Below are 24,507 nucleotides of genomic sequence, written 5' to 3'. Positions count from 1 at the left end.
CATCAAAAAGAAAGAGCACTATACGCGGTGCTTTTTTAATCTGCTTTGTTTTTTCATGTTTAGTTTTTTGATATTTCCTACTCTATAAGCCTTTCGGAATCAGTTATCAATTCTGATTTCCTTTCAATTCATGGACTAGTTAGGTTTTTATTCAATTCAATTAATACATGCGATTCAGGGATAAAAACTAACCCTTCGGTAAGAAATAATTTTTGATACCTTTAATAAAAGCTATTTTTGAACCAAGAAAACGAATCATGAAACGTAAGGATATTATAACAATGTTTGGGATTTCATTCATTGTCTCTATGTTTTTCTTTTTTGCCTTTACAGATGAGAAAAACCTGGAAAACTTTGTACTGACCATACTTATTTCACTTCTTTATACTTTTGTGCTGGGAGGCGGAAATGGACTGCTCAATAGATTCCTCAACAAAAGGTTTCCTTGGTCGGATGAAACCTCCAAAAGAGCTGTAATCAGTATTGTTTCCGTAATTATCGTCAATATTATATTGGTCTATTTTTGTAATTACGTCAATTTTGTATTGATTCAGAAAGCATCTACTACGGAAGAATATTTTTCCGGTAAATATAATTTTGCCAACTGGTTTACCATCAATATTGCATTGCTTGTTTCTGCTTTTCTTCACGCTAAGAATTTTATGCAGGAACTGAAGAAGACTTCCAGAAAAGAAGTTGTGGAGCAGAAGTTGATTGCAAAGTCTGCCAATGCCCAGTTTGAAAGTTTAAAAAACCAGCTGGATCCACATTTTCTTTTTAATTCTTTAAATGTTTTAAGTTCACTGATTGACGAAAATCCACAGCAGGCACAAAAGTTTACCGCTTCAATGTCAAAGATTTACCGTTATGTACTTGAACAAAAAGATAAAGAGCTGGTAACAGTAGAGGATGAAATAGAATTTGCAAAAACGTATTGTGATCTTTTAAAAACAAGATTCGAAGATAGTGTCGATTTTACTTTTGATGTTAAAAAAGAAGACTATAAAAAATATGTAGTACCTCTGTCCTTACAGCTTCTCTTAGAAAACTGTATCAAACACAATTTTGCAACCTCATCAAAGCCATTGGTCATTAGAGTCTTTGCCGAAAATGATATCCTTTGTATTGAGAATAATTTACAGGTAAGAGAACAGATCAAAGAAAGTTCAGGAATCGGGTTGGCTAATATTGTACAGCGGTATTCCCTGCTTACCAAAAGAAATGTTTTCATTGAAAAATCTGAAGACTACTTTAAAGTAAAACTTCCGATGTTAGTCAATAAGCCTAATATTGTCAGTAAAAAACAAGATGATGACTTTAAAGCCTACAAAAAAGCACAGAAGAGAATGAAAGAGATCAAAGATTTTTATATCAACCTGATTTCTTACTGTATTGTTATTCCCTTTTTGATCTTTATAAACTTCTTTACTAAAAGCTCATTTCACTGGTTTTGGTTTCCGGTATTGGGCTGGGGAATAGGAGTTGCTTCTCATGCTTTCCAGGTATTTGGGGTAGGAGAATCCTGGCAGGAAAAAAAGATCCGCGAAATAATGAACAATCAAAAAAATAAAAATGATGGAAACATTTAACGAAAATGATATTCAATATCAAAGAGCTAAAAGATATGTTGAGCGATTAAGAGGTTTTTATGCCCATTTATTTGTTTATATTGCTGTAAATGCAATGATTGTTGTGTATAACTGTGCTAATCTAAAGCCCGGAGAAAGCTATTTTGAGTTCAAAAATTTCTTTACGCTTACCTTCTGGGGAATAGGGCTGGTAGCCCATGGCGCGGTTGTTTTTCTTTCGAAAAACAGCTATCTGCAGAACTGGGAAGAAAAGAAGATCCGGGAGATTATGGAAAAAGAAAAGAAGGACTTGTAGGACAATAAGATATCGGAAAAAAGATTTTTAAAAACCATATATCGGGATACTTTTGAAGAGATTCATACACTATAAAACTTTTATAATCAGTCAAAATGAAAGCTTTAGAAATTCTGTTTATAATATCTATGATTGCATGGTTTCTCAGTGAGTTTCTTTACAAAAACATGCTGAAATCAGGCAAAGAAGATAAAAAAGGAAAGGATAAATCTACCCTCAATATTCTGTGGCTGGCCATCCCTTTTTCTATTGCAGCAGCAGTAACAAGTTCCAATCTGTCAATACTGCCGATAGCCCATGGAAATTGGATTATGTATTTTGGAGAAGCTCTTATTCTGATCGGAATTATTTTCCGTTTCATTATTATCAGATCTTTAGGGAAATATTTTACCGTAGATGTGACCATTAAAGAAGATCATCAAATTAAAAAAGAAGGCTTTTATAAGTATTTAAGACATCCGTCCTACGCTTTTTCCCTGCTTACCTCATTAGGACTTGGATTATATCTCAATAATTGGCTTTCATTGATCTTTGCCTTTGTTCCTCCGTTTTTAGCCTTTGCCTACAGAATTAAAATAGAAGAGCAGGCTCTTGTAGAACAATTTGGAGAAGAATATATCCAATACAGAAAAACTACAAAGAAACTCATTCCGTTTATCTACTGATATTCTTAATTCACAAGCATTCTTTTACACTATTCAATGATAGACGTACAGGTAAATTATTTGTAATCAGTATATAAGCCTGTGTCTCCTTTGTGTTAAATTTTTTATAACCACACAGATATAGAATATTCCCTTTAAAATATACGCTTGCTAAAAATCTTCGATTTTCTTGCGCCTTAAAACATCATTCTTTTTTATTCCTTTGCGCCCTCGTGTTTTCCAACAACCAGTATTAAAAGTAATCCCAATTTCAAATCAATAAAAATTCATTACATCTGTATTTTCTACCATTCGGGTAGCATAATCTACCGTTCGGTCATATAAAATTGATTTGAGGCTCTTTTCCGCCATACATTTGACTCAAGAAAAACAAATCAACCTTTAAAAAATAAAAAAATGGAAACTTTTAATAAAGAAACAACCGCTTACGAAAGAGCATCTAAAAGAGTAAAAGAACTAAAAGAGTTCTATGGAAACATTACTTCTTACTGTATCGTAATTTCCTTTTTAGCTTTTCTGAATCTTATGACTTCTCCCGGATATTTATGGTTTTTATGGCCAATGTTGGGCTGGGGAATCGGGATTGCTTTTCACGCTGTGAATGTATTCGGAATCGGAAAAAGCTGGGAAGAGAAAAAGATCAAAGAACTGATGGCTGAAGAAAAAGGAAAAATCAAAACATTATAATAACTCAAAAAATAATATATCATGGAAAATACAACGTACAACAGAGCATACAACAGAGTTCAGCAATTGAAAAAATTCTATAAAAGCCTAATGTGGTTTGGAATTATATCTGTAATTATTATTGGAGATGACTGGTTTAATGATGAAATGCGTTACCAGATATTCGGAGGACACTTATTTTTAGGAATCTGGGGACTCATTCTGGTGATGAAAGCAATGTCCTTATTTATTTTTAATGACGAGTGGGAACAAGAAATCATTGAAAAAGAAGCAGCGAAAAATAAAAAAACAATTGATTTTTAAACCTGACTATTTTTTATCTAATTTTATTTCCCGGATTTTAAAACTAAAACTATAAGCTCAATGATCAAAACAGTCATTATCGAAGATGAAAAACCTGCTTCAAGGAAACTAGAGAGAATGTTAAGTAATTTTACTGATATTGAGGTGGTTGCTAAAATAGAATCAGTAGAAGAAGGCATCACCTGGTTTTCTGAAAACGAACATCCACAGCTGATCTTTTCAGACATTGTTCTTGGAGACGGACTGTCATTCGATATCTTTGAAAAAGTCCCAACAAAAGGCTTTATCATTTATACAACTGCATTTGATCAGTACACCCTAAAAGCTTTTAAATTAAATAGTATAGATTACCTGCTAAAACCAATTCTTGAAGAAGATCTTTCAGGGGCAATTGAGAAATTCAAATCCTTTATTCCTTCCAATAATGACATTGGCTCTCAGGATATCAAACAATTGATCAGAAAAGAAAAATCTATTCTTTCAAGAGTATTAGTGAAAATAGGATACAACCTGAAAATCGTTCAGACACACGAAATAAGCTGCTTTTTCAGTGAAAATAAGATTGTATATCTTCAGACGGAGGAACGCTCTTATCCATCAGATTTTACGTTGGATGAACTGGAAGATATTCTGGATGATAAAAAGTTTTTCCGAGCCAACAGGCAGTTTATTATCAATTCCGATTATATTAAGAACATTCATACTTCGCCTTACTATAAAGTAGATCTTGAATTTCAACCTCAGGAAGAAATTACCGTAAGCCGGGATCGTGTGAAAGATTTTAAAGATTGGTTGGTAAGCTAAAAAATGCAAAATACCTGAATCCTGCATCCCGAAGCGGTCACCTAACAACACTTATCCGGCACAGCATCTCGTAATCCGCATATTGAACTCCAAAAAAACAGAACCATGGATCTAATTCTCCTGCTTTTCAGACTTTTCCTCTCTATTTTCTCCTGATGATTGGGAGTAGAAATCACTGGCAGACTTTGTAAACTGATGAAAAGCCTTTGTTATTTCAGCCTTGTGCTTATGCGTCAATGGAAATGGAACCATGTGAGAATACTCAAACGGAAAATCCTGGATTTCAACCTCTACATTAATGTTCCTGTAACCGCCCTGTAGTGTATTCAAGGCTTCTATAGGTGGAGCAACACTGTCTTTTTCCAATACATAAGCCTTTATCTGAGAATGAATATCTTGAATTCGTTCCTCCCTTTCCCGTTGGAAATAATTATACCTAAGCATTTTTTTGAACCAGCTTTCCTGAGGATGAAGTACATCATCCTGGTAATGTTTCAATCGATTGTCGAACTTAAAATCAGAGCTTAATAACTCTGTAAAAACAGATTGCATTTTAATGGTTGCCTGAGAGTCCATGATATATTTTGAAATCGGAAACATCCGGTCAATAGTCATCCCACCACAAAAACAAAAGACCTTGGATTGAGTAAAAAAATGATAAGGATTTGCCATTTTGATAATCATGGAAAGGAATGAACCTATTGAATATCCAAAGAGATCCAGGCTAGCATGGGAGGCTATACCTTTAATTTTATGGTCTTTGATTTCTTTTACAACTTCAATGATGTCTGAATAGGTTTGTAATCCTGACCAGAAAACCCGTTGTGGATGAGCCTCCAACCTGGAACTTGTGGCAGCATTGACATAGGAAAAATGAGTGTTCTCAGGATATTTTTCCTTTCTGAATTTTACTATTTCTGTCATTTGGTGACGGTCGCTCCACATCGCTTCCGCACGATCCATGTGGAAGGCAATGGGAAACAACATAACTGCTTTGTGGGTTTTCTGAGCCAATTCATAAGCCCATGGAAGATATTTGTCCCATTTCTTTTCATTCAGGCCATGGAAAAAGATAATACAACCATCAGCTGTTGTTACATCAGCTCTTTTCAGTATATGATATTCAAACTTCTTATTGCATTCAATCTCAAAATCTTTAATATCTATGGAAGATTGATGATAGAGTAGGTAGGCGTTTTCATCAATTTTCAGAGGGTGATGATGTTTAGGACAATCCGGATTATCAGAACCATACAGTACGTCCGAAACCTTAGACTCAAAAGGAATAGTTTCAATTGTTATATTCAAATCACTGATCTCCACAATGTCTTTTCTGGAATCAAAATGGCGTTTCAAAACTTCATACAATTCATAATATTCCATAGCAGCAGCATTGAGGGTTCATATTTAGAACTATTAAATTATGGAATTATTGCGGTAAAGTATTGATTTTTAAAGGTTAAAAGTATTTTAGGCATAATAAACCCGAAACAGATTGTTCCGGGTGGATATGGTGAATAGATATTGATGTTATATTTTATTTTTTTCATCAGTTTTGATTCCATATTTCTGAATCATTACTGAAGTAAGCGCAACCAGAATAGCACAAAGTAGAAGCTGCGATTTTTCCGGATGATAGATTTCCTGGTAAAGATTATAGCCAAAAAAAATGGATACGATAAAAAGCAAGATACTGTTTGCTGCTTTGTACTGTTTGTAGGAATTAGAAGTTTTCATAATGATATTTTTATTGTTATTTATCAGGTAAGTATAACAATTCAAAATACGTTACAGAAAAATTTCAAAAAAAATTAAAGAAAACCTTCTTCCCATATTCACACCAGATTTATCATGCTCAAAACCCCCAATCCCGCATCCCGAACCCCGAATCTCGAAACCCGTATCCGCTCACCTATCTATAATCAATCCTGTTAGATTCAGTATCCTCAAGCTGTTTAAGAATCGATTCCGGAATTTCATCACTGTCAATAGGAAAACTGATGGAATCCGAAATAAAGCTTTTTCGGTCTGCTTTTCGGAAGATTTCAAATAAGGCAATAGGTTCCTGATTGAAACTGATACAGGTACTGATGAAATGAAGCTCATGCAGCTTATAATCAGGGTTTTTAAGTTTTTCTTTACTGTCTTTTATTCTGGAGATAAAATGCCTTTGCCGAATGAAAGTATTGCTGTTCATGATGATAAAAACATAGTCAGAGTACGCTGTTACCTTTCCGAAATACTTATGATGATCACCACCGCTTCTTTCTATGAAATATTCGCCAGTCGTTTCAGACTTATAGATTTCCATGGCAGAACGCCAGATTCTGTCTTCCCGGGTCTGGGTAGGATTCTCCGGAAGATTTCTATTATAAGAATACCAGCAGCCTACAAGACGATCTAAAAGGGCTGTATTCTGGGCTACATTATTCATATCAATCTTGAGATCGTTAAAGTTGAAGGCCTCTGTATTGGAGTTGATAAAATCAATATAATTTGAATACCCTAAAACTTTGACAATCTGGCTTAATTTAGCTAGATTAGGTTTACTTAATATCGCTTTTTCATTCTGATTAAATTTTTTCAGTTTATTGATAATCAAATGCTCATAGAGATAATGAGTTCCCAGAAGAGTGGGGATTTTTTTTATACCCTTTTCAGAATGTTCATTGATGATAAGATCATTAAGCTCAGCACAGATGTAAGACCATTCTGTTTTGGTAACATCTTCCCAGTGGTTTTTCTTTAAAAATTGTCTGCTCAGAAAATTCATTAGCTTCTCAAGATGCAGAATGTCTTCCTTTTTCATACCATGATTTTGTAAGACTAATTTATGATTTTTATCAAACCAAAAAAGACTTTTTAAAGACTTTTATATTATAAGATCAATGGATATTTACATAGAAAAACAAAAGAAAAAACAATGGAAACAAGAATGTTATTAAAAGATGAGTCCCTTTGGAATAGAATTCAAGGATTTTCACTCGATGCTTCCGACGCTGATTTTCCTTTTTCTAAAAAGTTGGCAAAAGAAGAAAACTGGAGTCTGGATTTTACCAGAAAAGCAATCGAAGAGTATAAAAAATTTGTTTATCTCTGCTGTATTCTTCCCAAAGGAGCCTCTCCAAGTGCAATCGTTGACAAAGTCTGGCATCTGCATTTGATTTACACTCAAAATTATTGGGAAGAGTTTTGCCCGAATGTTTTAAAAAGATCTCTGCATCATCATCCATCAAAAGGAGGTTCTAATGAAAAAGCTAAACATCAAAATTGGTTCACAGATACTTTGAAAAGCTATAAAGAGATTTTTCAATCTGAAGCACCTCAGGATATCTGGACAAAAGAAGATACTATTGAAAATGTAAAAAACAAATCACGAATATGGAGATGGATTCCATTTCTGATGTTATTATTAATGCTTAGTTCCTGCCTTGGAGAAGTGATAACAACAATGAGTTCAATCTTCTTTTCCTTCGTAGGAATTGTCATTTTTGGAGGAGTTATATCTGCCATTGCAAACACTAAAGATAAAAATGGGGGCGACTCCGATTCGAGCGGTGGTGGAAGCAGTTGCAGCGGAGGAAGCAGCTGTGGAGGCGGTTGCGGAGGAGGATGTGGAGGATGTGGCGGTTGTGGTGGATAAAAAAGAATACATAAAATAATAATGAATCATGAAAAAATTAATCATCCATTTTATACCAGTTGCCATAAGTTTTATATGGCTTGTTTCTGAATGTAAGACAATGAATCCGTTAATACTCAAGGGCCCGGATTTCTTAAAATTCTATCTGATTTTGGTGCTTGGGTTTTATGCCTCTGTTTTTATTCTGAAATCACTAGGAGAAAAGATTTCACAGATCACTTTTTATTCTTTGATGTGTATTGGGGGAGTGGGGATAGTCAAGCTGATCCGGGGAATCATGTTGGGAAAACCTATTGGGTTTTTAACGATGATCCTGATTTTGGAATTAATTGTAATACTCTTGTTGAGTGCACTGAATCCCCAAAGTGAACATGGAAAGTAATTTTAAAAACAAACCCGAAACAAAAATGCTTCGGGCTTTATATATCATGAAATATGAGTCTTAATTGTGTCTGATTTCCGGTTCAATGAACAAGTATTTCTAAATCTTGCCATCAATATTATGATGATGTATTTCGAAGCATGAAATCCAATAACCCGAATCCCGCATCACGGAGCCAATAACCCGCATCACGGAACTATTACGAAATCACACCGCTTCCAATTAGTTCTTCATCAATATACCATGACGCAAACTGTCCTTCAGCAATAGCAGATTGAGGCTCATCAAACTCAACATAAAAAGCATCTTCAAATTGATAAAGTGTTGCTTTTTGTAGAGGCTGTCTGTATCGGAATCGGGCCATTACTTCCATAGATTCTCCTGGTTGAAGTCTCATGTCTTCACGAACCCAGTGTAGTTCAGAGTTGTCTATTTTCAAGGCCTTTTTGAAAAGTCCAGGGAAATGACTGCCTTCTCCTACAAAAAGAATATTGTTTTCCATATCTCTGGAGACAATGAAACAGCTTTCTTTATGACCGCCAATTCCTAATCCCTTACTTTGTCCGATCGTGAAAAACTGAGCACCTTGATGCTTTCCGATTACTTTTCCGTCAGCCTTTTTATAATTGATTTTTCTTGATAAGAAACTAAGCTCTTCCTCTTTCGTTGAAAATGTAGGTTGTTCTTCAGCAAATAAAGGAGAGTCTTTGAAAATTTCTACGATTTCTCCTTCGTTTGGTTTCAATTGCTGTTGTAAAAACTGAGGTAAACTTACCTTTCCAATAAAGCATAACCCTTGGGAATCTTTTTTATCAGCGGTTACTAATCCGATTTCTTTAGCAATTTCTCTTACCTGGGGTTTCGTAAGCTCTCCAATAGGAAACAGGGCTTTTGATAGCTGATCCTGACTTAGCTGGCAAAGGAAATAAGATTGATCTTTATTGTTATCCTTTCCTGCCAAAAGATGGAAAACTTCCTTTCCATTCTCATCAATAGTAGAATTTACTCTTGCATAATGCCCGGTAGCAACTTTATCAGCTCCTAAAGACATTGCAGTTTTCATAAAGACATCGAATTTTACCTCCCTGTTACATAAAACATCAGGATTCGGAGTTCTTCCTTTTTCGTATTCAGCGAACATATAATCTACAATACGTTCCTTGTAAAGTTCACTCATATCGATAACCTGGAATGGGATTCCAAGCTTTTGAGCCACCATAAGGGCATCATTACTGTCTTCGATCCATGGACATTCATCTTCTAATGTTACCGAAGCATCATTCCAGTTTCTCATAAACAAAGCCACTACTTCATGACCTTGCTGTTGTAGCAAATATGCTGTAACACTGGAGTCTACACCTCCTGAGAGGCCTACTACTATTTTCATTGTATTTCAATTTTACGAAACTCTTAACGGGAGTTCTTAGTTTGACGCGGCAAAAATACGACTAAAAAATTCGTAAAAAAACCATAATTTTAAACATTGATAAAAACGATAGTAATATCAAAATCACCAATAATAGGGTTTAGGCAACGTAAATACCTGTAAAATGATGGTGATTTACCCATATCCTTAGAACAAAATAAAATATTTAAATATGAAAAAGTTTATTATTTCCATGATGCTGATGGCTTCAGGATCTGTATTTTCCCAGGTTTCAATAGGTGCTCCCGTGCAGGAAAACAATAAATGGACATTTGGGGGTGGAATAGGCCTTGGATTTGGAAGCAACAGCTCTTTTTATTTGCAGGCTTCCCCAAGAGTAGGATATCGTCTTACTGAAGATCTGGAAGCAGGAGCGGTGGGAAGTGTGTCGTGGCAGACCTCCGATTATTATAGATCCACCATGTTTGGAATAGGCCCATTTGCGAATTATTATATTGCACGATCATTTTATTTAAGTGCCAATTTTCAGCATTATTTCATCAATTATAACGATAAATACTACGATTATAAGTACAACAGAGAAGAAAATGCACTATACCTTGGAGGAGGATATATGCAGAGAATAGGGAACAACTCTTTTATGCAGATCGGTTTGATGTATAATGTACTTTGGAAAGAACATTCTAGTGTATTTTCAAATGGTTTAGTTCCGAATATCGGATTTGTGGTAGGTCTCTAACCATTATATATATTGAAAAACTCAGCAGCATTCCATTAAAATCCCTGCACCTTAAAAAACGTATCATATATAAGACCCTTTTGTGTCTTAGCGTTTTCCAACAAAAATTATTGTGTGTAAATATAATCTCGCAGGTTTTCCAGATTACGCAGATCATTTAAACTTCACAATATAAATTCAATAGGATGAGCTTTAGCCCATTCAATGAAAATTAAGAAAATCAATTGGCTTTAGCCAAAACCTATTAAAAGCAAAAAGCACCAGGAAATTCCCGGTGCTTTTCTATTGAAATTAAATTAATTATTTAAGATTGAGAAGATTTCTCAGCAGCTGAAGACTTCTTAGGCTTAGCAGTTTTTCCTACCAATCCGTCTTTCGCTTCATTAAGGTCTAGAACTACGGTTTCACCCTCATTCAGTTGCTTATTGACAAGCATTTCTGCCAATAAATCCTCAATGTATTTCTGAATGGCTCTTTTCAATGGTCTTGCACCAAAGTCTTTATCCCATCCTTTTTCAGAAATAAAGTCTTTCGCTTCTTCAGTTAATTCTACTTTATAACCTAATTTTTCAAGTCTGCCATACAGCTTGTTCAGTTCAATATCAATGATTTTCTTGATATCATCCTGTACAAGAGAGTTGAAGATCACAATGTCGTCAATTCTATTTAAGAATTCCGGAGCAAATGCCTTTTTAAGGGCGTTTTCGATCGTGCTTCTTGCTCTTGAGTCTGATGTAGTTTTCTTAGCTGAAGTACCAAATCCTACACCATCTCCGAAATCTTTAAGATCTCTTGTTCCAATGTTGGAAGTAAGGATAATGATGGTATTTCTGAAATCAATTTTTCTTCCTAAACTATCCGTTACGTGCCCTTCATCAAGGATTTGTAACAAAATGTTGAATACATCAGGGTGAGCTTTTTCAATCTCATCCAAAAGAACCACAGCATAAGGTTTTCTTCTTACCGCTTCAGTTAATTGACCGCCTTCTTCATATCCAACGTATCCCGGAGGCGCTCCTACCAATCTTGAAACAGCGAATTTTTCCATGTATTCACTCATATCGATTCGGATAAGAGACTCATCAGATTCGAAAAGCTCTCTTGCCATTACTTTGGCAAGCTCAGTTTTACCAACTCCTGTTGTTCCAAGGAAGATAAAGGTACCGATTGGGCGGTTAGGATCTTTAAGACCAGCTCTGTTTCTTTGAATAGCTTTCACTACTTTTTTCACAGCGTCTTCCTGACCGATTACTTTTCCGTTCAGTTTTTCATCCATCTGAGCTAATTTATCAAGCTCATTTTTACCAACCTTCGTTACCGGAACTCCACTCATCATAGAAACCACTTCTGCAACATTTTCTTCGCTTACGGTTTCTTTTTTCTCTTTTACATCTTTATCCCACTTTTCCTGAGCAGCATTCAGCTCCATCTGAAGACGTTCTTCCTCATCTTTAAGCTTTCTTGCCTCAAGATAATCCTGAGCTTTTACCGCTTTTTGCTTCAATTCCTTGATATCTTCGATTTTCTTTTCAAAATCAATGATTTCAGTAGGAACTTTCATGTTCTTGATATACACTCTTGACCCAGCTTCGTCCATCGCATCAATCGCTTTGTCTGGTAAGAAACGGTCTGTGATATATCTTGATGTCAAATTGACACACGCTGCAATAGCTTCAGGAGTATAAATTACATTGTGGTGTTCTTCATACTTATCCTTAATTTGGTTCAAGATCTGAATGGTTTCATCAATAGAGGTAGGTTCCACCATTACTTTCTGGAATCTTCTTTCTAAAGCTCCGTCTTTTTCAATATACTGACGGTATTCATCCAGAGTAGTAGCCCCGATGCATTGAATTTCACCTCTTGCCAATGCTGGTTTGAACATATTAGATGCATCTAAACTTCCTGTAGAACTTCCTGCACCTACAATAGTGTGAAGCTCATCAATGAATAGGATGACATCTCTGTTTTTCTCCAATTCGGTCATGATGGCCTTCATTCTTTCTTCAAACTGACCACGATATTTAGTTCCGGCTACTAAACTTGCCAGATCCAAAGTGATCACACGTTTTCCATAAAGAACTCTTGAAACCTTTTTCTGTTGAATTCTTAAAGCTAACCCTTCAGCAATCGCAGATTTACCAACCCCAGGTTCTCCAATAAGAAGTGGGTTGTTTTTCTTTCTACGGGATAAGATTTGAGAGACTCTCTCAATTTCTTTTTCACGTCCGATTACAGGGTCTAATTTTCCATCTCTGGCCAAAGACGTTAAGTCTCTACCAAAGTTGTCCAATGTAGGGGTTTTGCTTTTCGCTGAGCCCAAGTTTCCTGTAGGCTTTCTCATTTGCTCAAATTCCTCTCTTTCATCGTCGTCATCATAGGCACTCATTTGTGGAGACTGCCCGGAATTTTTAAGCATAGTCTGGTACTCTCTTGAAACACCTTCATAGTCGATGTCGTAAGCTCCCAAAATATTTGAAGTAGGATCCTCATATTTATATAGAATACCTAAAAGCAGGTGAACGGTATTAATTTCATTGCTTTTGTATTGTCGGCATTCTAACTCCGCACGTTTAATAGCATGATCTGCCATTTTGGTGAAAGAAATATTGGTAACCTCCTCAGAAATAGGATTTAGACTTGCTGTATTTAGAGTTTCAATTTTTCTTCTGATTTGTGTTAAATCCGCATTGAGGTTTTGAAGGATTTCTTTAGCAGAGTTTTCCGTTTTTATAATACCTAAAAGTAGATGTTCTGTATTAAGAAATTCACTTTTCAGCCTCTTAGCTTCGCTTTTGCTTTGTTTGAACACTTGGCTCAAACCTTGTGAAAACTTATAATCCATAATATATCTCATTAGAATAAAAGCAACATTGCTTTTTATTCATTATCTAAATTACAAATATTTTACCAAAAATCAATAAATGACTTTATGGCAGAAAAAATTTTATTATCTTATTGAAAATGATTAAGTTTGTTATCCTTAAAAAATTCCAATGAATCCTGAAATTACCACTTACATCGGATACTCAGCCTCAGTTTTTATCGTACTGAGTTTCATATTGAAAGATGTAAGAAAAATCAGAGTTGTTAACATGATCGGCTGTATCTGTTTTGTCATTTATGGCTTCTTTAGCGGACCATTATGGCCGGTTATCATCCCGAATGGGCTTATCTGCTTTATCCAAATCTATCATTTATTGTTTGGCAAGAAAGCCTAATGAAGAAAAAAGTCATCACATCTGCCTTCAGTAATTTGTATACAGACCAGCGTATTGAAAAGGTATGCCAGACTTTACATGAAAACGGGTATAAGATTGAGCTGATAGGAAATGATTGGAATGGTGCTGAAAAAATGCAGCGCCCTTATCCATTCTCAAGAATCCACTTGGCATCAAAAAGCCTGAAAACGGCTTATTTTGAATTTAACTGGAAGCTGTACCATGAGCTCAAAAAAAAGGCAGATCAAAATACAATTCTTCATGCCAATGATATTGATGCATTGTATCCCAACTATCTTATCGCTAAAAAATTAAATATTCCATTGGTTTTTGATAGTCATGAGATTTTTTCCGAAATGCCTGCTGTTCAGGGCAAAATGTCACAAAAACTGTGGCGTTATGTCGAAAAGACTGTCATTCCGGAGCTTACTTGGATGATTACGGCGAGCGGAAGTTATGGAAAATGGTTTCATAAAAAATATGGCATCAGTCCGATAGTGGTTCAAAATGCACCTAAACGGTTGGGTTTTCCCATTGATATTCCACAAAATAATCCTAAAATACTTTTATATCAAGGGGCAATCAATCCTTTCAGAGGAATTGATAAAGTGATTCTTGCGATGCATCATCTGGATCATGTCCTATTAAAAATTGCAGGAGATGGGCCCAGAAAAAAAGAATATGAAGAATTGGTGATGGGTGAAAAACTTCAGCATAAAGTTCAGTTTCTAGGAAAATTGAATCCTGAAGACCTAAGAAAAATCACAGTCACCGCCGATTGTGGGATGAGTATTGAAGAAAATGGAGGAGACAGTTACCTGTATTCTTTGCCTAATAAAGTTTTAGATTGCATCCAGGCCAGAGTTCCTTTAATTCTGTCAAACCTTCCTGAGCTTCAGAATATTAAAAATCATTTTGATGTAGGCGAGATAATTAAAGACCATCATCCAGAGAATATTGCCAAGGCTGTAAAAAAGGTTTTAGAAAAGGGAAGGATAAGCTATCAGCCTGAGTTGGAAAAAGCATCTCAAACACTGTGCTGGGAAAATGAAGAAATAAAACTTTTACAAGTTTTTCAAAACGCATCTAATTCATTAGGCTTTAAATAATAGGCTATTTCTAACAGGATAATATTTCCAAAATTAGCTTATCGCTTACAGCTTTAGGCCTAAAGCATAATTTACTATCTTTGCACAAAGAAATTTGTTTAAAATGACCATTAAAGAAAAACAGCAGGAAATAATCGACGAATTTGCGTTTCTTGACGATTGGGAGCAGAAATATGAGTACATCATTGATCTTGGAAAAGAACTAAAAGGTCTTTCAGAAGACAAGAAAACAGATGATAACCTCATCAAAGGTTGTCAAAGTAAGGTGTGGATAGATGCTGAATTTAAAGATGGTAAACTTTTCTTTAATGCTGATTCGGACGGAATTTTACCAAAAGGTATCGTTTCTCTTTTAGTAAGCATTTACAGTGGGCATTCTACTCAGGAAATTTTAGATTCTGATTTTGAATTCATTTCAGAGATCGGATTACAGGAATTTCTTTCACCATCCAGAGCGAATGGTTTGATGGCTATGACAAAACAAATCAAATTTTACGCAGTTGCTTACCAGCTGAAATCATAATCGTGACCAGAATTTTAGCATATCGTTTTTCTGCATTTGGAGATGTTGCCATGACGGTTCCTGTTTTTAAGGAATTTTTGGAGCAAAATCCCGATGTGGAGATTGTCATGGTTTCCAGAAAGAATTTTGAAGCTTTATTTACAGGTATTCCTAATGTAATATTTAAAGGAATTAATGTAGATGATTATAAGGGATTCTTTGGGTTGAGCCGATTAGCAAACGAATTGATTAAAGAGTTTAAACCTGATTATATTGCCAATCTTCATGATGTGATCAGAACTAAGGTTTTGGACAGAATCTACAGGAGAAAAGGCTTAAAAGTCTTTAAAATAGATAAAGGCAAAGAAGAGAAAGAACATCTTACCGATGTCTGGAATTTGGATAAAGTTCAGTTGAAAAAAACAGTTGAACGGTATGCGGATGTTTTCCGTGCAATGGGTTTTAAAGTAGAGCTTTCTCAAAAGCTTAGACCGATTTCTGATCGTAAATCAGGAATTGGATTTGCCCCTTTTGCCCAGCATAAAGGAAAAATGCTTCCACTGGAAAAGTCATTTGAATTGGCTAGGCTTTTGGCCCAAAAACATACGGTATACTTCTTTGGAGGCGGAAAAAAAGAAACAGAAACTCTTGAGGCTTGGGAAAGCCAGATTCCGAATACTCAAAGTCTGTCCGGAAAATTAAGCCTTACAGAAGAACTTCAAAAGATCTCGGAACTTGAAGTAATGATCTCCATGGACTCTGCAAATATGCATTTGGCGAGCCTTGTAGGAACCCGATGTGTTTCTATATGGTGTGCAACACATCCTTATGCCGGATTTTTAGGATTTGGACAGAGTGAAGAAGATGTGGTACAGGTGAAAGACCTTTCCTGCAGACCATGCTCTGTTTTTGGAGATAAAGAATGCTACAGGGGAGACTGGGCATGCCTTGAAGAGTTCAGTATTCAAAAGGTGGTTGAGAAAATCTGAGCAAATGAAACTTTCAATCTGTATTCCTGTCTACAATTTCGATGTCCGTGAATTTGTTTTTGATTTAAAAAAAGAAATTGATAGCCAGAAAATTGATGCTGAAATTATATTGATAGATGATGCTTCGAAAGAAGAATTTAAACAGATCAATAAGGAGCTCCAGAATGGTATTCCTCACTTTATTTTTCTTGAAAATAATATCGGCCGTTCCCGGATCCGAAATCTTTTTTTGCAATATGCAACAGGAGAATATCTTTTATTCCTGGATTGTGATGGAAAAATAGTAGGAGGGGAGTTCTTAAAAAAATACATAGAGTGTATACAGAAAAATCCGGATACTCAAATTATTTATGGAGGACGAAAGGTGTTAGGTACAGCAGATGAACAGCATTATTTGAGGTGGAAATTTGCGGTTGAAAGAGAAAACCTTCCTGTAAAATTACGTAGAGAAAAGCCTTATTTAAGTTTTCAGACCAATAATTTTGTAATTCGAAAAGAAGCACTGAGTAAGGTTGGTTTTAATCCTGATTTTCAGAAATATGGCTATGAAGATCTTCTTTTTGCAATGGATTTAAAAGCCGCAAATATAAAGATAGACCATATTGATAATCCGATTCTTAATAATGATTTGGAAAACAACATCATTTATCTCGGTAAAGTAGAAGAGTCTGTGGAAAGTTTATCTCATATGCTTAAAGATGAAGCGCTGAGTTCAAAATTATCAGAAGTTAAACTTGTAAAGGCATATAATAAGCTTAAAAACACTCCTTTTAAAGTTGTTTTAGGGCTTTTATTCAATATAGGGGAAGGAGGTATAAAAAGAAAGCTTTCTCGCGGAAATGTGAGTCTCCGTTATCTGGATATATATAAGCTTGGATTGCTTTTCAGGAAGATGAAATAAACTTTATCCGGTTTGTGTAGAATAATAGCAGATGTATATTAGAAATAAAAAAATCTCTCAGAAATCTGAGAGATTTTTTGTGGGTCCTGAGGGATTCGAACCCCCGACCCTCTGGGTGTAAACCAGATGCTCTGAACCAACTGAGCTAAGAACCCGAATTTTTTTTAAAGGTTTCGTTTCCTTTTCTGTGGGTCCTGAGGGATTCGAACCCCCGACCCTCTGGGTGTAAACCAGATGCTCTGAACCAACTGAGCTAAGAACCCTCTAGACTTTTTTGTTGTTTTCTCGTTTAGAGTGGTGCAAATATACAACTTATTCTTTAAACTCTAAATTTTTTTCTAAAAAATCTCCAACAATGAAGTTACTTCCGCCAATAAAAATCATTTCTTCGTTTGTACATCGTTCTTTTGCAGATAGATACGCTTCTTGCACGGAATTAAAAATTTTATAAAAAATTTTCGCCTCTTGAAGTAAATTCTCATAATCTTCTGGGTGTCTTCCCCTATTTATGGAGGGTTTGGCAAAATAAAACTCAGAATTTTCAGGAAGTAAACTCATTACTTCATCAATTTTTTTGTCATTCACAAACCCCAAAATGATATGTTTGTGCCTGTCTATAGAATTTAATTGTGAAAAAACATGTTCTAATCCTGCCTGATTATGTCCCGTATCACAGATGGTAAGCGGATCCTTTGAAAATTCAAACCAACGACCAATAAATCCTGTATTCTGATGAACATTCAGTAATCCGGTCTCCAGATCCTTATCTGTAATTTTTACCTGTAGTTTTCTTAGTTCTTCAACAATGCCCAGAACTACACGAATATTTTTTTGCTGATAATTTCCTTTCAGATCCGAGCTGAGATCCGAGTGAAGTCGGGTAGCATCTATAAAAGGTGCATCTTCTTTGATGGCTTTTTCCCTGATAATTGTTTTTACAGCATCCTTTTCATCACCTGAAACGACGGGAATATTCTTTTTAATGATACCCGCTTTTTCTCCCGCGATTTCTTCAATCGTATCTCCTAGTATATTCTGATGGTCAAGCTGAACATTCGTAATCGCAGAAACCAGAGGTTGTATAATATTAGTAGAATCCAATCTTCCTCCCAGCCCAACTTCAATAATGGCATAGTCTACCTGCTGCTGATAAAAATATTCAAAAGCCATGATGGTCGTAAATTCAAAGAATGACGGGCGGATATCTTCAGGAATACTTTTAAGCTTTTGAATAAAACTGAAGACAAACTCCTTATTACAGTTTTTACCATTTACCTTAATACGTTCTGTGAAATCAATAAGATGGGGAGAGTTGTATAATCCTACTTTATAACCAGCTTCCTGAAGTACAGAGGCCAGCATATTGCTTGAAGATCCTTTTCCATTGGTACCGCCAATGTGAATGCATTTTATTTTTTCCTGAGGATTTCCAAAATAAGCACAAAGCTTGGTAATGTTGTCAAGCCCCGGTTTATATGCCTTTTGACCATCTATTTGATAGTTGGGCATTTGTATGAAAAGCCAATCGATCGCTTCCTGATATTGTTCATTTGTCATGGTACAAAATTCTCAAAAGTTTTATGAAAATGAAACTATTTTTTTCAATCTGTAACTTTTTTATATTTACTTCGTCTAATAGGGAAAAATCTTAATATGAAATCGCTGTGATTTGCAGACACAAATACTGTATAAAGATAGCACGATTCCATATGACCATTAAAAACAAATAAACATCTACATAATATGAAAAAAGTTTGGATTATCGTTTTTGGACTAAGTTGTCTGGGTTTAAGTGCTCAGAAGAAATGGTCCTTAAAAGAATGTGTAAGCTATGCAGTGGAGCATAATCTTCAGGTTATCCAAAATCAATATAACAAACAATCACAGGATGCAAATCTTAAAATTGCTAAAAAAGGGCATTTACCTTCTGTTTCAGCGTCTTTAGGAAATACTGTCAGTTTTGGACAAACGTCTTTCGGAACGGGAAGTTTAAGAAATGACAGGTTCAGTAACAGTGTCAATATTGGTGCAGACATCCTAGTGTATAATAATGGCAGATTAGAAAAAACTGTTAGAAAAACAGAGTTTGATCTACAGGCCAGTCAATATGATGTGGAAACTATTAAAAATGATATTTCATTGCAGATTGCTCAGCAATACTTAACCACATTATTAAATAAAGAGATTGTAAAAATCTCTGAAAGTGCTGTTGAGAATGCAAAAAAACAGTATGACAGAGCTAAAATAACAACATCTGTAGGAACAACAGCTCAAACTGTTTTAGCAGAAGCAGAGGCCGCATTAGCCAGAGAAAAACAAAATTTAAAAACAGCGGAAGTGAATGTTGGACGTAGCCTATTTGCTCTGGTTCAGCTATTACAATTGTCTGATTATAAAGATTTTGATGTGGAAGATGTTCCTGTTTCAGATCAGCTCTCTCCTGAACTTAAGTCTGTAGATGATGTGCTGTCAATTGCCTATGAATCCCAGCCTCAGATTAAAGCAGCTGAAAGCAGAATCAATTCTGCAGAAGCTCAGACAGAGGTTTCAAAAACGGCTTATTGGCCTACTATAACAGCAAGTGTTGGAATTGGAACATTCTATAACAACCTTTTGAATACCGATAATATCGGTAATGCTCTTGTTTATATTAAGGAAAAAGGATTTTTCCAACAGTATAATGACAACTTCGGACAGCAGGCCAGTCTTTCTGTAAATATTCCTATTTTTAATAAAGGGATTACAAAATTGCAGGTAGAGCAGTCTAGGATTAATGAAAGTATTGCTAAAAATACATTGGCACAACAGAAGCAAACGGTAAGACAGAACGTGCAAAAAGCTCAATTTGATGCTGATGCAAATCATGAATCATATCTGGCAGCGGTAGAAGCAGAAAAGAGTTCCAAATTAGCCCTTGATTTTGCCGACAAAAGTTATGCCGCAGGAAAAACAACAATTTATGATGTTAATGTTGCTAGAAATAACTATGCAAATGCACAGGGATCTGTAGCTCAGGCGAAATATAATTATCTTTTCAGTCTTAAATTATTGAATTTCTATGCAGGAATTCCACTAAGTTTGTAAAATGTCTATCCAATCGTTAGAAAAATATTTACCACAAAATACAATTAAATACTTAAGAATTTGGTTTTCCGACTATTATATTCATATAAAAGTTACACGAAACAGAAATTCTAAACTGGGAGATTATAGAAAGCTTCCAGACAATTCTCATGAAATTACGGTAAACTCTACGCTTACCCCACAGCTTTTTTTCTTTGTGCTGACTCATGAGCTGGCACATCTGATCGCGTTTGAAAAATATGGAAGGAAAATTTCTCCTCATGGCAATGAATGGAAAGAAACCTTTAGAAATATGCTTCTTGAAAGTCTGGAAATTTATGACGAAGAGCTGAAACCTATCATCGTGAAATTTTCAAAATCACCCAAGGCTAATTTTATGGCAAGCCCTGATTTAGTGAGATATTTTCATACTGAAAAACAGGATGATAGACTACATTTTATTGAACAACTTCAAAAGGGAGAATTTTTTATATATCGCAACGAAAAGTATTTATTAGAAGGTCTGATTAAAAAGAACTATCTTTGTAAGAACCTGGCTACTGGAAGGAAGTATTCTTTCAAGCCTTTAGCGAGGGTAGAAAAATGTAGCTAAGAATGTTAAAATCAGATAGATACTGCGTGATAATGGCGGGAGGAATCGGGAGCCGATTCTGGCCAATGAGTACGCAGAAATTTCCCAAACAATTTCAGGATATTTTAGGAACAGGCCGTACCATGATTCAGCAAACTTATGACAGAATCAGTAAGGTAATTCCTAAAGAACATATATTCGTTATTACCAATAAAGAGTATGTTGCTCTTTCTCATCAACAGCTTCCGGAGATTCCTGAAGAAAATATTGTGGGGGAACCTCTGATGAAAAATACAGCGGCATGTAATCTATACATGGCGAATAAAATTGCTGAAATCAATCCAAATGCTACCATGATCGTTCTTCCGGCAGATCACCTGATCCTGAAAGAAGATGTTTTTTTGGAAAAGGTAGTGCTGGCTTTTGATCTTGCTTCCAAGCATGATTATTTGGTAACATTGGGAATAACTCCTACAAGACCTGATACTGGCTACGGATATATTCAGTTTGTAGAAAAGAAAAATTCGGAATACTTCAAAGTAAAAACTTTTACAGAAAAACCAATCCTTGAAATTGCTCAAAGTTTCTTAGATAGTGGGGATTTCCTTTGGAATGCAGGGATTTTTATCTGGAATATCAAAAGTATTCACCATGCATTTGAAATGTACCTTCCCGAAATGACACAGCATTTTATGGCTTGCGAGTATAATTCGGAAAAAGAGAACAGCTGTATAGAAACCATTTATCCTAAAGTTCAGAAAATTTCGATTGATAACGGAATTTTAGAAAAAGCTAAAAACGTGTATGTTATTCCATCTGATTTGGGCTGGAGTGACCTTGGAACATGGACTTCCGTTTATGAAAATACAGAAAAAGATGAGGATGGAAATGCTGTGAAACTAAAGCATTTACTTTCTTATAATTCAAAAGGAAATATTATCCGATTAAAAAATAACAACAAGGCAGTCATTATTGATGGTCTTGAAAATTATATTGTGGTAGATACCGACAAGGCTCTTCTTATTTGTCCTAGAGACAATGACCAGCTGATCAAAGATTATGTCCTGGATCTGAAAAATTTCAAGAAAGGAGATAAATTTATGTAGTATTTGGTATCTTTTATGCTTATTTTTAGGCTATGATTAAATTTACACTCCGATTCACAGCGTTAGTACTTTTACTTTTTACAGTGTTAGGATATGCTCAGGAAAAGAAAAAGTTTTCTAGTATTCCTAATACCTTACAGCGAATTGAACCTGATGATAAGGTAGATTCCTGGACTTTGGTATACAATAGCTATGGAAAAGGAGAGGAGATCAAAATCTCCGGTGGAAAATTAAACTATACTCCTCAGTTTTCCGGATTTAATCTGTTTCCTAATGAAGATAGCTTTTATTATATAGCATATTCTTCCGGAGGGAAAATTAATTATATTCTTGATACAGAAGCTTTAAAGAAGTTTGTAGGAAAAGCTGATAATGCTCAGGAGGCCGCTATACTATTGGCTGCTGACGGCTATATGATTGATGAAGAATTCAAAGATCTTGCAGGAAATTACCACGAAGATCAAACGAATTATTATCTGGATCTTGGAAAATTAACTTCAATGGAATGTCCTTATCAGAAAACACATTATACAGTAACGGTGAATAAGAAAACCGGACTTGTATCGAATATAAAAGATAACGGAACTTATATTGAGCTTTACAATAAAAAATGTGCTAATAATCCAAGACTTTTAAAGGTCGAGAAAAAAGAAGAACCAAAGAAAGATGAGCCCAAACAAACACCCAAGCGCAGATAATACCTATGAAACTGAGCGATTAATACTTCGTCCAATGTCCGGTGGCGAAGACAGAGATTTTATTTTTGAACTTTATAACAGACCTAAATTTGTTCAATATATAGGCAACCGAAATGTAAACAGTATTGAAGATGCTGAAAACTATATTCAGAACAGATTTGTCCCACAGATTGAAAGATTGGGATTCGGAAACTACCTTTTGGTAACTAAAGATACTAACGAAAAAATAGGAGCCGTGGGAATCTTTGAAAGAGAAGGGCTTGATGTTGTGGATATTGGATATTCTTTACTGGAAGAGTTTGAAGGTAAAGGGTATGCGTATGAAGCCGCTCAAAAGGTAAAATCAATCGGAATGGACGAATTCGGATTGTCTAAGATATCTGCAATCATTTCAAAAGATAACCTTTCTTCACAAAAACTGATTGAAAAATTAGGACTGAAGTTTAAAAAGCATGTTACTCTTCCAGGTGAAACAGAAGAGCTGAATTATTACGAAACTGAGTAAAATCAAGCATTATCATACAAAAAATCCACAAAAAAGCTTTGTGGATTTTTTCTTTTTATCAGTATAGGAGATTATCCTTCTAAGATCTGTTCAGCAGCTGTTTTTGAAGTTACTTTCTCAATAACTCTTGTACAAACTCCGTTTTCATCAAAAATAAAAGTGGTTCTTACAATTCCCATATACGTTTTTCCAAACGTTTTTTTCTCCTTCCAAACCCCAAATTTTTCAAGAATATCATGGCTTTCATCGGCGATAAGGTCGTAAGGGAAAGCAAATTTGCTATGGAAGTTTTTCTGCTTTTTTACAGAATCACCACTTACGCCCAATAATTGATATCCTGCTTTTTCAAGGCTAGAATAATTATCACTCAGATTGCAGGCTTCAACGGTGCATGTTGGAGTGCTCGCCTGAGGATAAAAGAAAATAACGAGTTTTTTTCCAATTAATTTTGATGAAGAAACTGCTTCTCCATCCTGATTTATTCCTTCAAATTGAGGTAATTTATCTCCAACTTTCAGCATAATGATTTAATTTTGTTCAAATTTAAGGGTAAAATGACAAAAAAACAAAGAGCTGAGCTCGTTCAGATAGAACTGGATAAATTATATCCTACCACACCTATTCCTTTGGATCATACGGATCCTTATACTTTAATGGTTGCTGTTGCCCTTTCTGCACAGACAACAGATAAAAAAGTAAACGAAGTGACTCCAAATCTTTTTGAGGTAGCGGGAACTCCACAAAGAATGGCAAGGCTGGAAGAGTTTCAGATCAAGGAATTAATTAAAGAAATAGGATTATCCAATACCAAAGCCAAAAACTTAAAGAGAATGGCCGAACTTTTACTAGAAAGACATGATGGTATTGTTCCTCAGACTTATGAAGAATTAGAAGCGCTTCCGGGTGTAGGACACAAAACGGCTTCGGTAGTAATGAGCCAAGGTTTTGGGTTTCCCGCTTTTCCGGTAGATACCCATATTCACCGCCTGATGACCCAATGGAAGCTTACCTCAGGTAAAAATGTGGTAGAAACAGAAAAAGATGCCAAGAAATTATTCCCTGAAGAAGTGTGGAATAAACTTCATCTTCAGATTATTTTCTATGGTAGAGAATATTCTCCGGCAAGAGGAAAAGGAGATAAAGATTTTATTACGAAAATGATGTTTGAAAAATAACACTCTTTTATCTTAACGCAGAAATCGCAAAGATTTATAAATATTATTTTATAAATAGTTCGCAAGGGGACTTCATTCAGCCAAGATAATAATTTCTTTGCTGAGTGAAACGCCTTTGCGAACTTGAAATATGGCACCATGTGCCTTTTTAC

General features: G+C 35.3%; 27 protein-coding genes and 2 tRNA genes. 20 read left to right on the top strand and 9 right to left on the bottom strand.

From position 1 onward, the window contains the following. The first annotated feature begins 257 nt into the window (after nt 1-257). The 6 genes from GTR01_RS12765 (at nt 258) to GTR01_RS12740 (ending at nt 4,343) form a co-directional block, all read left to right on the top strand. Complete coding sequence (locus GTR01_RS12765; protein ID WP_160138219.1) at nt 258-1,589, top strand: 2TM domain-containing protein; 1,332 nt, start codon at nt 258-260, stop codon at nt 1,587-1,589. Further along, nucleotides 1,573-1,884, top strand: coding sequence for a 2TM domain-containing protein (locus tag GTR01_RS12760; RefSeq protein WP_228452231.1), 312 nt, complete (start codon nt 1,573-1,575; stop codon nt 1,882-1,884). Before GTR01_RS12765 ends, GTR01_RS12760 begins: the two co-directional genes overlap by 17 nt. Before the next feature lie 95 nt (nt 1,885-1,979). After that, complete coding sequence (locus GTR01_RS12755; RefSeq protein ID WP_160138218.1) at nt 1,980-2,549, top strand: methyltransferase family protein; 570 nt, start codon at nt 1,980-1,982, stop codon at nt 2,547-2,549. 396 nt (nt 2,550-2,945) lie between these two features. Further along, nucleotides 2,946-3,236: a 2TM domain-containing protein gene (locus GTR01_RS12750; protein WP_160138217.1), complete on the top strand. Its 291-nt coding sequence runs from the start codon at nt 2,946-2,948 to the stop codon at nt 3,234-3,236. A gap of 21 nt (nt 3,237-3,257) precedes the next feature. After that, nucleotides 3,258-3,539, top strand: a complete 282-nt coding sequence (locus tag GTR01_RS12745) for a 2TM domain-containing protein (RefSeq protein ID WP_160138216.1) — start codon at nt 3,258-3,260, stop codon at nt 3,537-3,539. 60 nt (nt 3,540-3,599) lie between these two features. Continuing rightward, on the top strand, nt 3,600-4,343 hold the full coding sequence (locus tag GTR01_RS12740) for a LytR/AlgR family response regulator transcription factor (RefSeq protein ID WP_160138215.1): 744 nt from the start codon (nt 3,600-3,602) through the stop codon (nt 4,341-4,343). A gap of 111 nt (nt 4,344-4,454) precedes the next feature. Here GTR01_RS12740 and GTR01_RS12735 read toward each other — a convergent pair whose 3' ends face one another. The 3 genes from GTR01_RS12735 to GTR01_RS12725 all read right to left on the bottom strand — a co-directional run bounded on the left by GTR01_RS12735 (nt 4,455) and on the right by GTR01_RS12725 (nt 7,152). Further along, nucleotides 4,455-5,726 carry a DUF6051 family protein gene (locus tag GTR01_RS12735; RefSeq protein ID WP_160138214.1) on the bottom strand — a complete coding sequence of 424 codons (1,272 nt, stop codon included), beginning with the start codon at nt 5,724-5,726 and terminating at the stop codon, nt 4,455-4,457. A 147-nt stretch (nt 5,727-5,873) separates the two neighbouring features. Then, the gene (locus GTR01_RS12730; protein WP_160138213.1) at nt 5,874-6,080 is read right to left on the bottom strand and encodes a hypothetical protein; all 207 of its coding nucleotides are present in this window, start codon (nt 6,078-6,080) and stop codon (nt 5,874-5,876) included. A gap of 175 nt (nt 6,081-6,255) precedes the next feature. Beyond that, complete coding sequence (locus tag GTR01_RS12725) at nt 6,256-7,152, bottom strand: hypothetical protein (protein ID WP_160138212.1); 897 nt, start codon at nt 7,150-7,152, stop codon at nt 6,256-6,258. A 114-nt stretch (nt 7,153-7,266) separates the two neighbouring features. On the opposite strand from GTR01_RS12725, the gene GTR01_RS12720 reads away from it, so the two are divergent. Both GTR01_RS12720 and GTR01_RS12715 read left to right on the top strand, forming a co-directional pair. Then, a complete protein-coding gene (locus GTR01_RS12720; protein ID WP_160138211.1) occupies nt 7,267-7,986 on the top strand; it encodes a glycine-rich domain-containing protein in 720 nt (239 codons plus the stop codon). Nucleotides 7,987-8,014: 28 nt separating this feature from the next. Then, nucleotides 8,015-8,368, top strand: coding sequence for a hypothetical protein (locus GTR01_RS12715; protein ID WP_160138210.1), 354 nt, complete (start codon nt 8,015-8,017; stop codon nt 8,366-8,368). A gap of 199 nt (nt 8,369-8,567) precedes the next feature. On the opposite strand, the gene mnmA is transcribed toward GTR01_RS12715, so the two are convergent. Beyond that, nucleotides 8,568-9,755, bottom strand: coding sequence for a tRNA 2-thiouridine(34) synthase MnmA (gene mnmA, locus GTR01_RS12710; RefSeq protein ID WP_160138209.1), 1,188 nt, complete (start codon nt 9,753-9,755; stop codon nt 8,568-8,570). 211 nt (nt 9,756-9,966) lie between these two features. On the opposite strand from mnmA, the gene GTR01_RS12705 reads away from it, so the two are divergent. Next, complete coding sequence (locus GTR01_RS12705) at nt 9,967-10,494, top strand: hypothetical protein (protein WP_160138208.1); 528 nt, start codon at nt 9,967-9,969, stop codon at nt 10,492-10,494. 304 nt (nt 10,495-10,798) lie between these two features. Here the strand turns inward: GTR01_RS12705 and GTR01_RS12700 are convergent, their stop codons facing one another. Then, on the bottom strand, nt 10,799-13,339 hold the full coding sequence (locus GTR01_RS12700; RefSeq protein WP_160138207.1) for an ATP-dependent Clp protease ATP-binding subunit: 2,541 nt from the start codon (nt 13,337-13,339) through the stop codon (nt 10,799-10,801). 151 nt (nt 13,340-13,490) lie between these two features. Between GTR01_RS12700 and GTR01_RS24605 the strand changes: the two genes are divergently transcribed. From GTR01_RS24605 to GTR01_RS12680, 5 genes are all read left to right on the top strand, one after another. Then, nucleotides 13,491-13,715 carry a uroporphyrinogen decarboxylase gene (locus GTR01_RS24605; RefSeq protein ID WP_123909503.1) on the top strand — a complete coding sequence of 75 codons (225 nt, stop codon included), beginning with the start codon at nt 13,491-13,493 and terminating at the stop codon, nt 13,713-13,715. After that, nucleotides 13,715-14,824, top strand: coding sequence for a glycosyltransferase family 4 protein (locus GTR01_RS12695; protein ID WP_160138206.1), 1,110 nt, complete (start codon nt 13,715-13,717; stop codon nt 14,822-14,824). The genes GTR01_RS24605 and GTR01_RS12695 overlap by 1 nt, the downstream gene beginning before the upstream one ends. 103 nt (nt 14,825-14,927) lie before the next feature. Continuing rightward, nucleotides 14,928-15,347, top strand: a complete 420-nt coding sequence (locus GTR01_RS12690; protein WP_065395572.1) for a SufE family protein — start codon at nt 14,928-14,930, stop codon at nt 15,345-15,347. Nucleotides 15,348-15,349: 2 nt separating this feature from the next. Continuing rightward, the gene (locus GTR01_RS12685; protein ID WP_228452230.1) at nt 15,350-16,315 is read left to right on the top strand and encodes a glycosyltransferase family 9 protein; all 966 of its coding nucleotides are present in this window, start codon (nt 15,350-15,352) and stop codon (nt 16,313-16,315) included. Between the two features lie 4 nt (nt 16,316-16,319). After that, nucleotides 16,320-17,216: a glycosyltransferase family 2 protein gene (locus GTR01_RS12680; protein ID WP_160138205.1), complete on the top strand. Its 897-nt coding sequence runs from the start codon at nt 16,320-16,322 to the stop codon at nt 17,214-17,216. Between the two features lie 80 nt (nt 17,217-17,296). On the opposite strand, the gene GTR01_RS12675 is transcribed toward GTR01_RS12680, so the two are convergent. The 3 genes from GTR01_RS12675 to GTR01_RS12665 all read right to left on the bottom strand — a co-directional run bounded on the left by GTR01_RS12675 (nt 17,297) and on the right by GTR01_RS12665 (nt 18,773). Further along, nucleotides 17,297-17,371, bottom strand: a tRNA-Val gene (locus tag GTR01_RS12675). A 33-nt stretch (nt 17,372-17,404) separates the two neighbouring features. Further along, a tRNA-Val gene (locus tag GTR01_RS12670) sits at nt 17,405-17,479 on the bottom strand. 49 nt (nt 17,480-17,528) lie between these two features. After that, nucleotides 17,529-18,773: a bifunctional folylpolyglutamate synthase/dihydrofolate synthase gene (locus GTR01_RS12665; protein WP_160138204.1), complete on the bottom strand. Its 1,245-nt coding sequence runs from the start codon at nt 18,771-18,773 to the stop codon at nt 17,529-17,531. A gap of 186 nt (nt 18,774-18,959) precedes the next feature. On the opposite strand from GTR01_RS12665, the gene GTR01_RS12660 reads away from it, so the two are divergent. The 5 genes from GTR01_RS12660 to GTR01_RS12640 are packed head-to-tail and all read left to right on the top strand — an operon-like array spanning nt 18,960 to nt 23,180. Further along, nucleotides 18,960-20,300 (top strand): TolC family protein, encoded by a 1,341-nt coding sequence (locus GTR01_RS12660; RefSeq protein WP_160138203.1) that lies wholly within the window; start codon nt 18,960-18,962, stop codon nt 20,298-20,300. Nucleotide 20,301: 1 nt separating this feature from the next. Continuing rightward, on the top strand, nt 20,302-20,892 hold the full coding sequence (locus GTR01_RS12655) for a SprT-like domain-containing protein (protein ID WP_160138202.1): 591 nt from the start codon (nt 20,302-20,304) through the stop codon (nt 20,890-20,892). Nucleotides 20,893-20,894: 2 nt separating this feature from the next. Then, nucleotides 20,895-21,977: a mannose-1-phosphate guanylyltransferase gene (locus GTR01_RS12650; protein WP_228452229.1), complete on the top strand. Its 1,083-nt coding sequence runs from the start codon at nt 20,895-20,897 to the stop codon at nt 21,975-21,977. A gap of 32 nt (nt 21,978-22,009) precedes the next feature. Continuing rightward, a complete protein-coding gene (locus GTR01_RS12645; RefSeq protein ID WP_160138201.1) occupies nt 22,010-22,675 on the top strand; it encodes a hypothetical protein in 666 nt (221 codons plus the stop codon). Beyond that, nucleotides 22,644-23,180, top strand: coding sequence for a GNAT family N-acetyltransferase (locus GTR01_RS12640; protein WP_160138200.1), 537 nt, complete (start codon nt 22,644-22,646; stop codon nt 23,178-23,180). Before GTR01_RS12645 ends, GTR01_RS12640 begins: the two co-directional genes overlap by 32 nt. Nucleotides 23,181-23,251: 71 nt before the next feature. Here GTR01_RS12640 and bcp read toward each other — a convergent pair whose 3' ends face one another. Further along, the gene (gene bcp / locus GTR01_RS12635) at nt 23,252-23,701 is read right to left on the bottom strand and encodes a thioredoxin-dependent thiol peroxidase (RefSeq protein WP_160138199.1); all 450 of its coding nucleotides are present in this window, start codon (nt 23,699-23,701) and stop codon (nt 23,252-23,254) included. Nucleotides 23,702-23,734: 33 nt separating this feature from the next. Between bcp and GTR01_RS12630 the strand changes: the two genes are divergently transcribed. After that, complete coding sequence (locus GTR01_RS12630) at nt 23,735-24,355, top strand: endonuclease III domain-containing protein (RefSeq protein ID WP_160138198.1); 621 nt, start codon at nt 23,735-23,737, stop codon at nt 24,353-24,355. Nucleotides 24,356-24,507 lie beyond the last annotated feature (152 nt).

This window comes from Chryseobacterium sp. c4a (assembly GCF_009900745.1).
Classification (GTDB): Bacteria; Bacteroidota; Bacteroidia; order Flavobacteriales; family Weeksellaceae; genus Chryseobacterium.
Note: the sequence above shows the minus strand (reverse complement) of the source record. Positions and strands in the feature narration are given on the sequence as shown.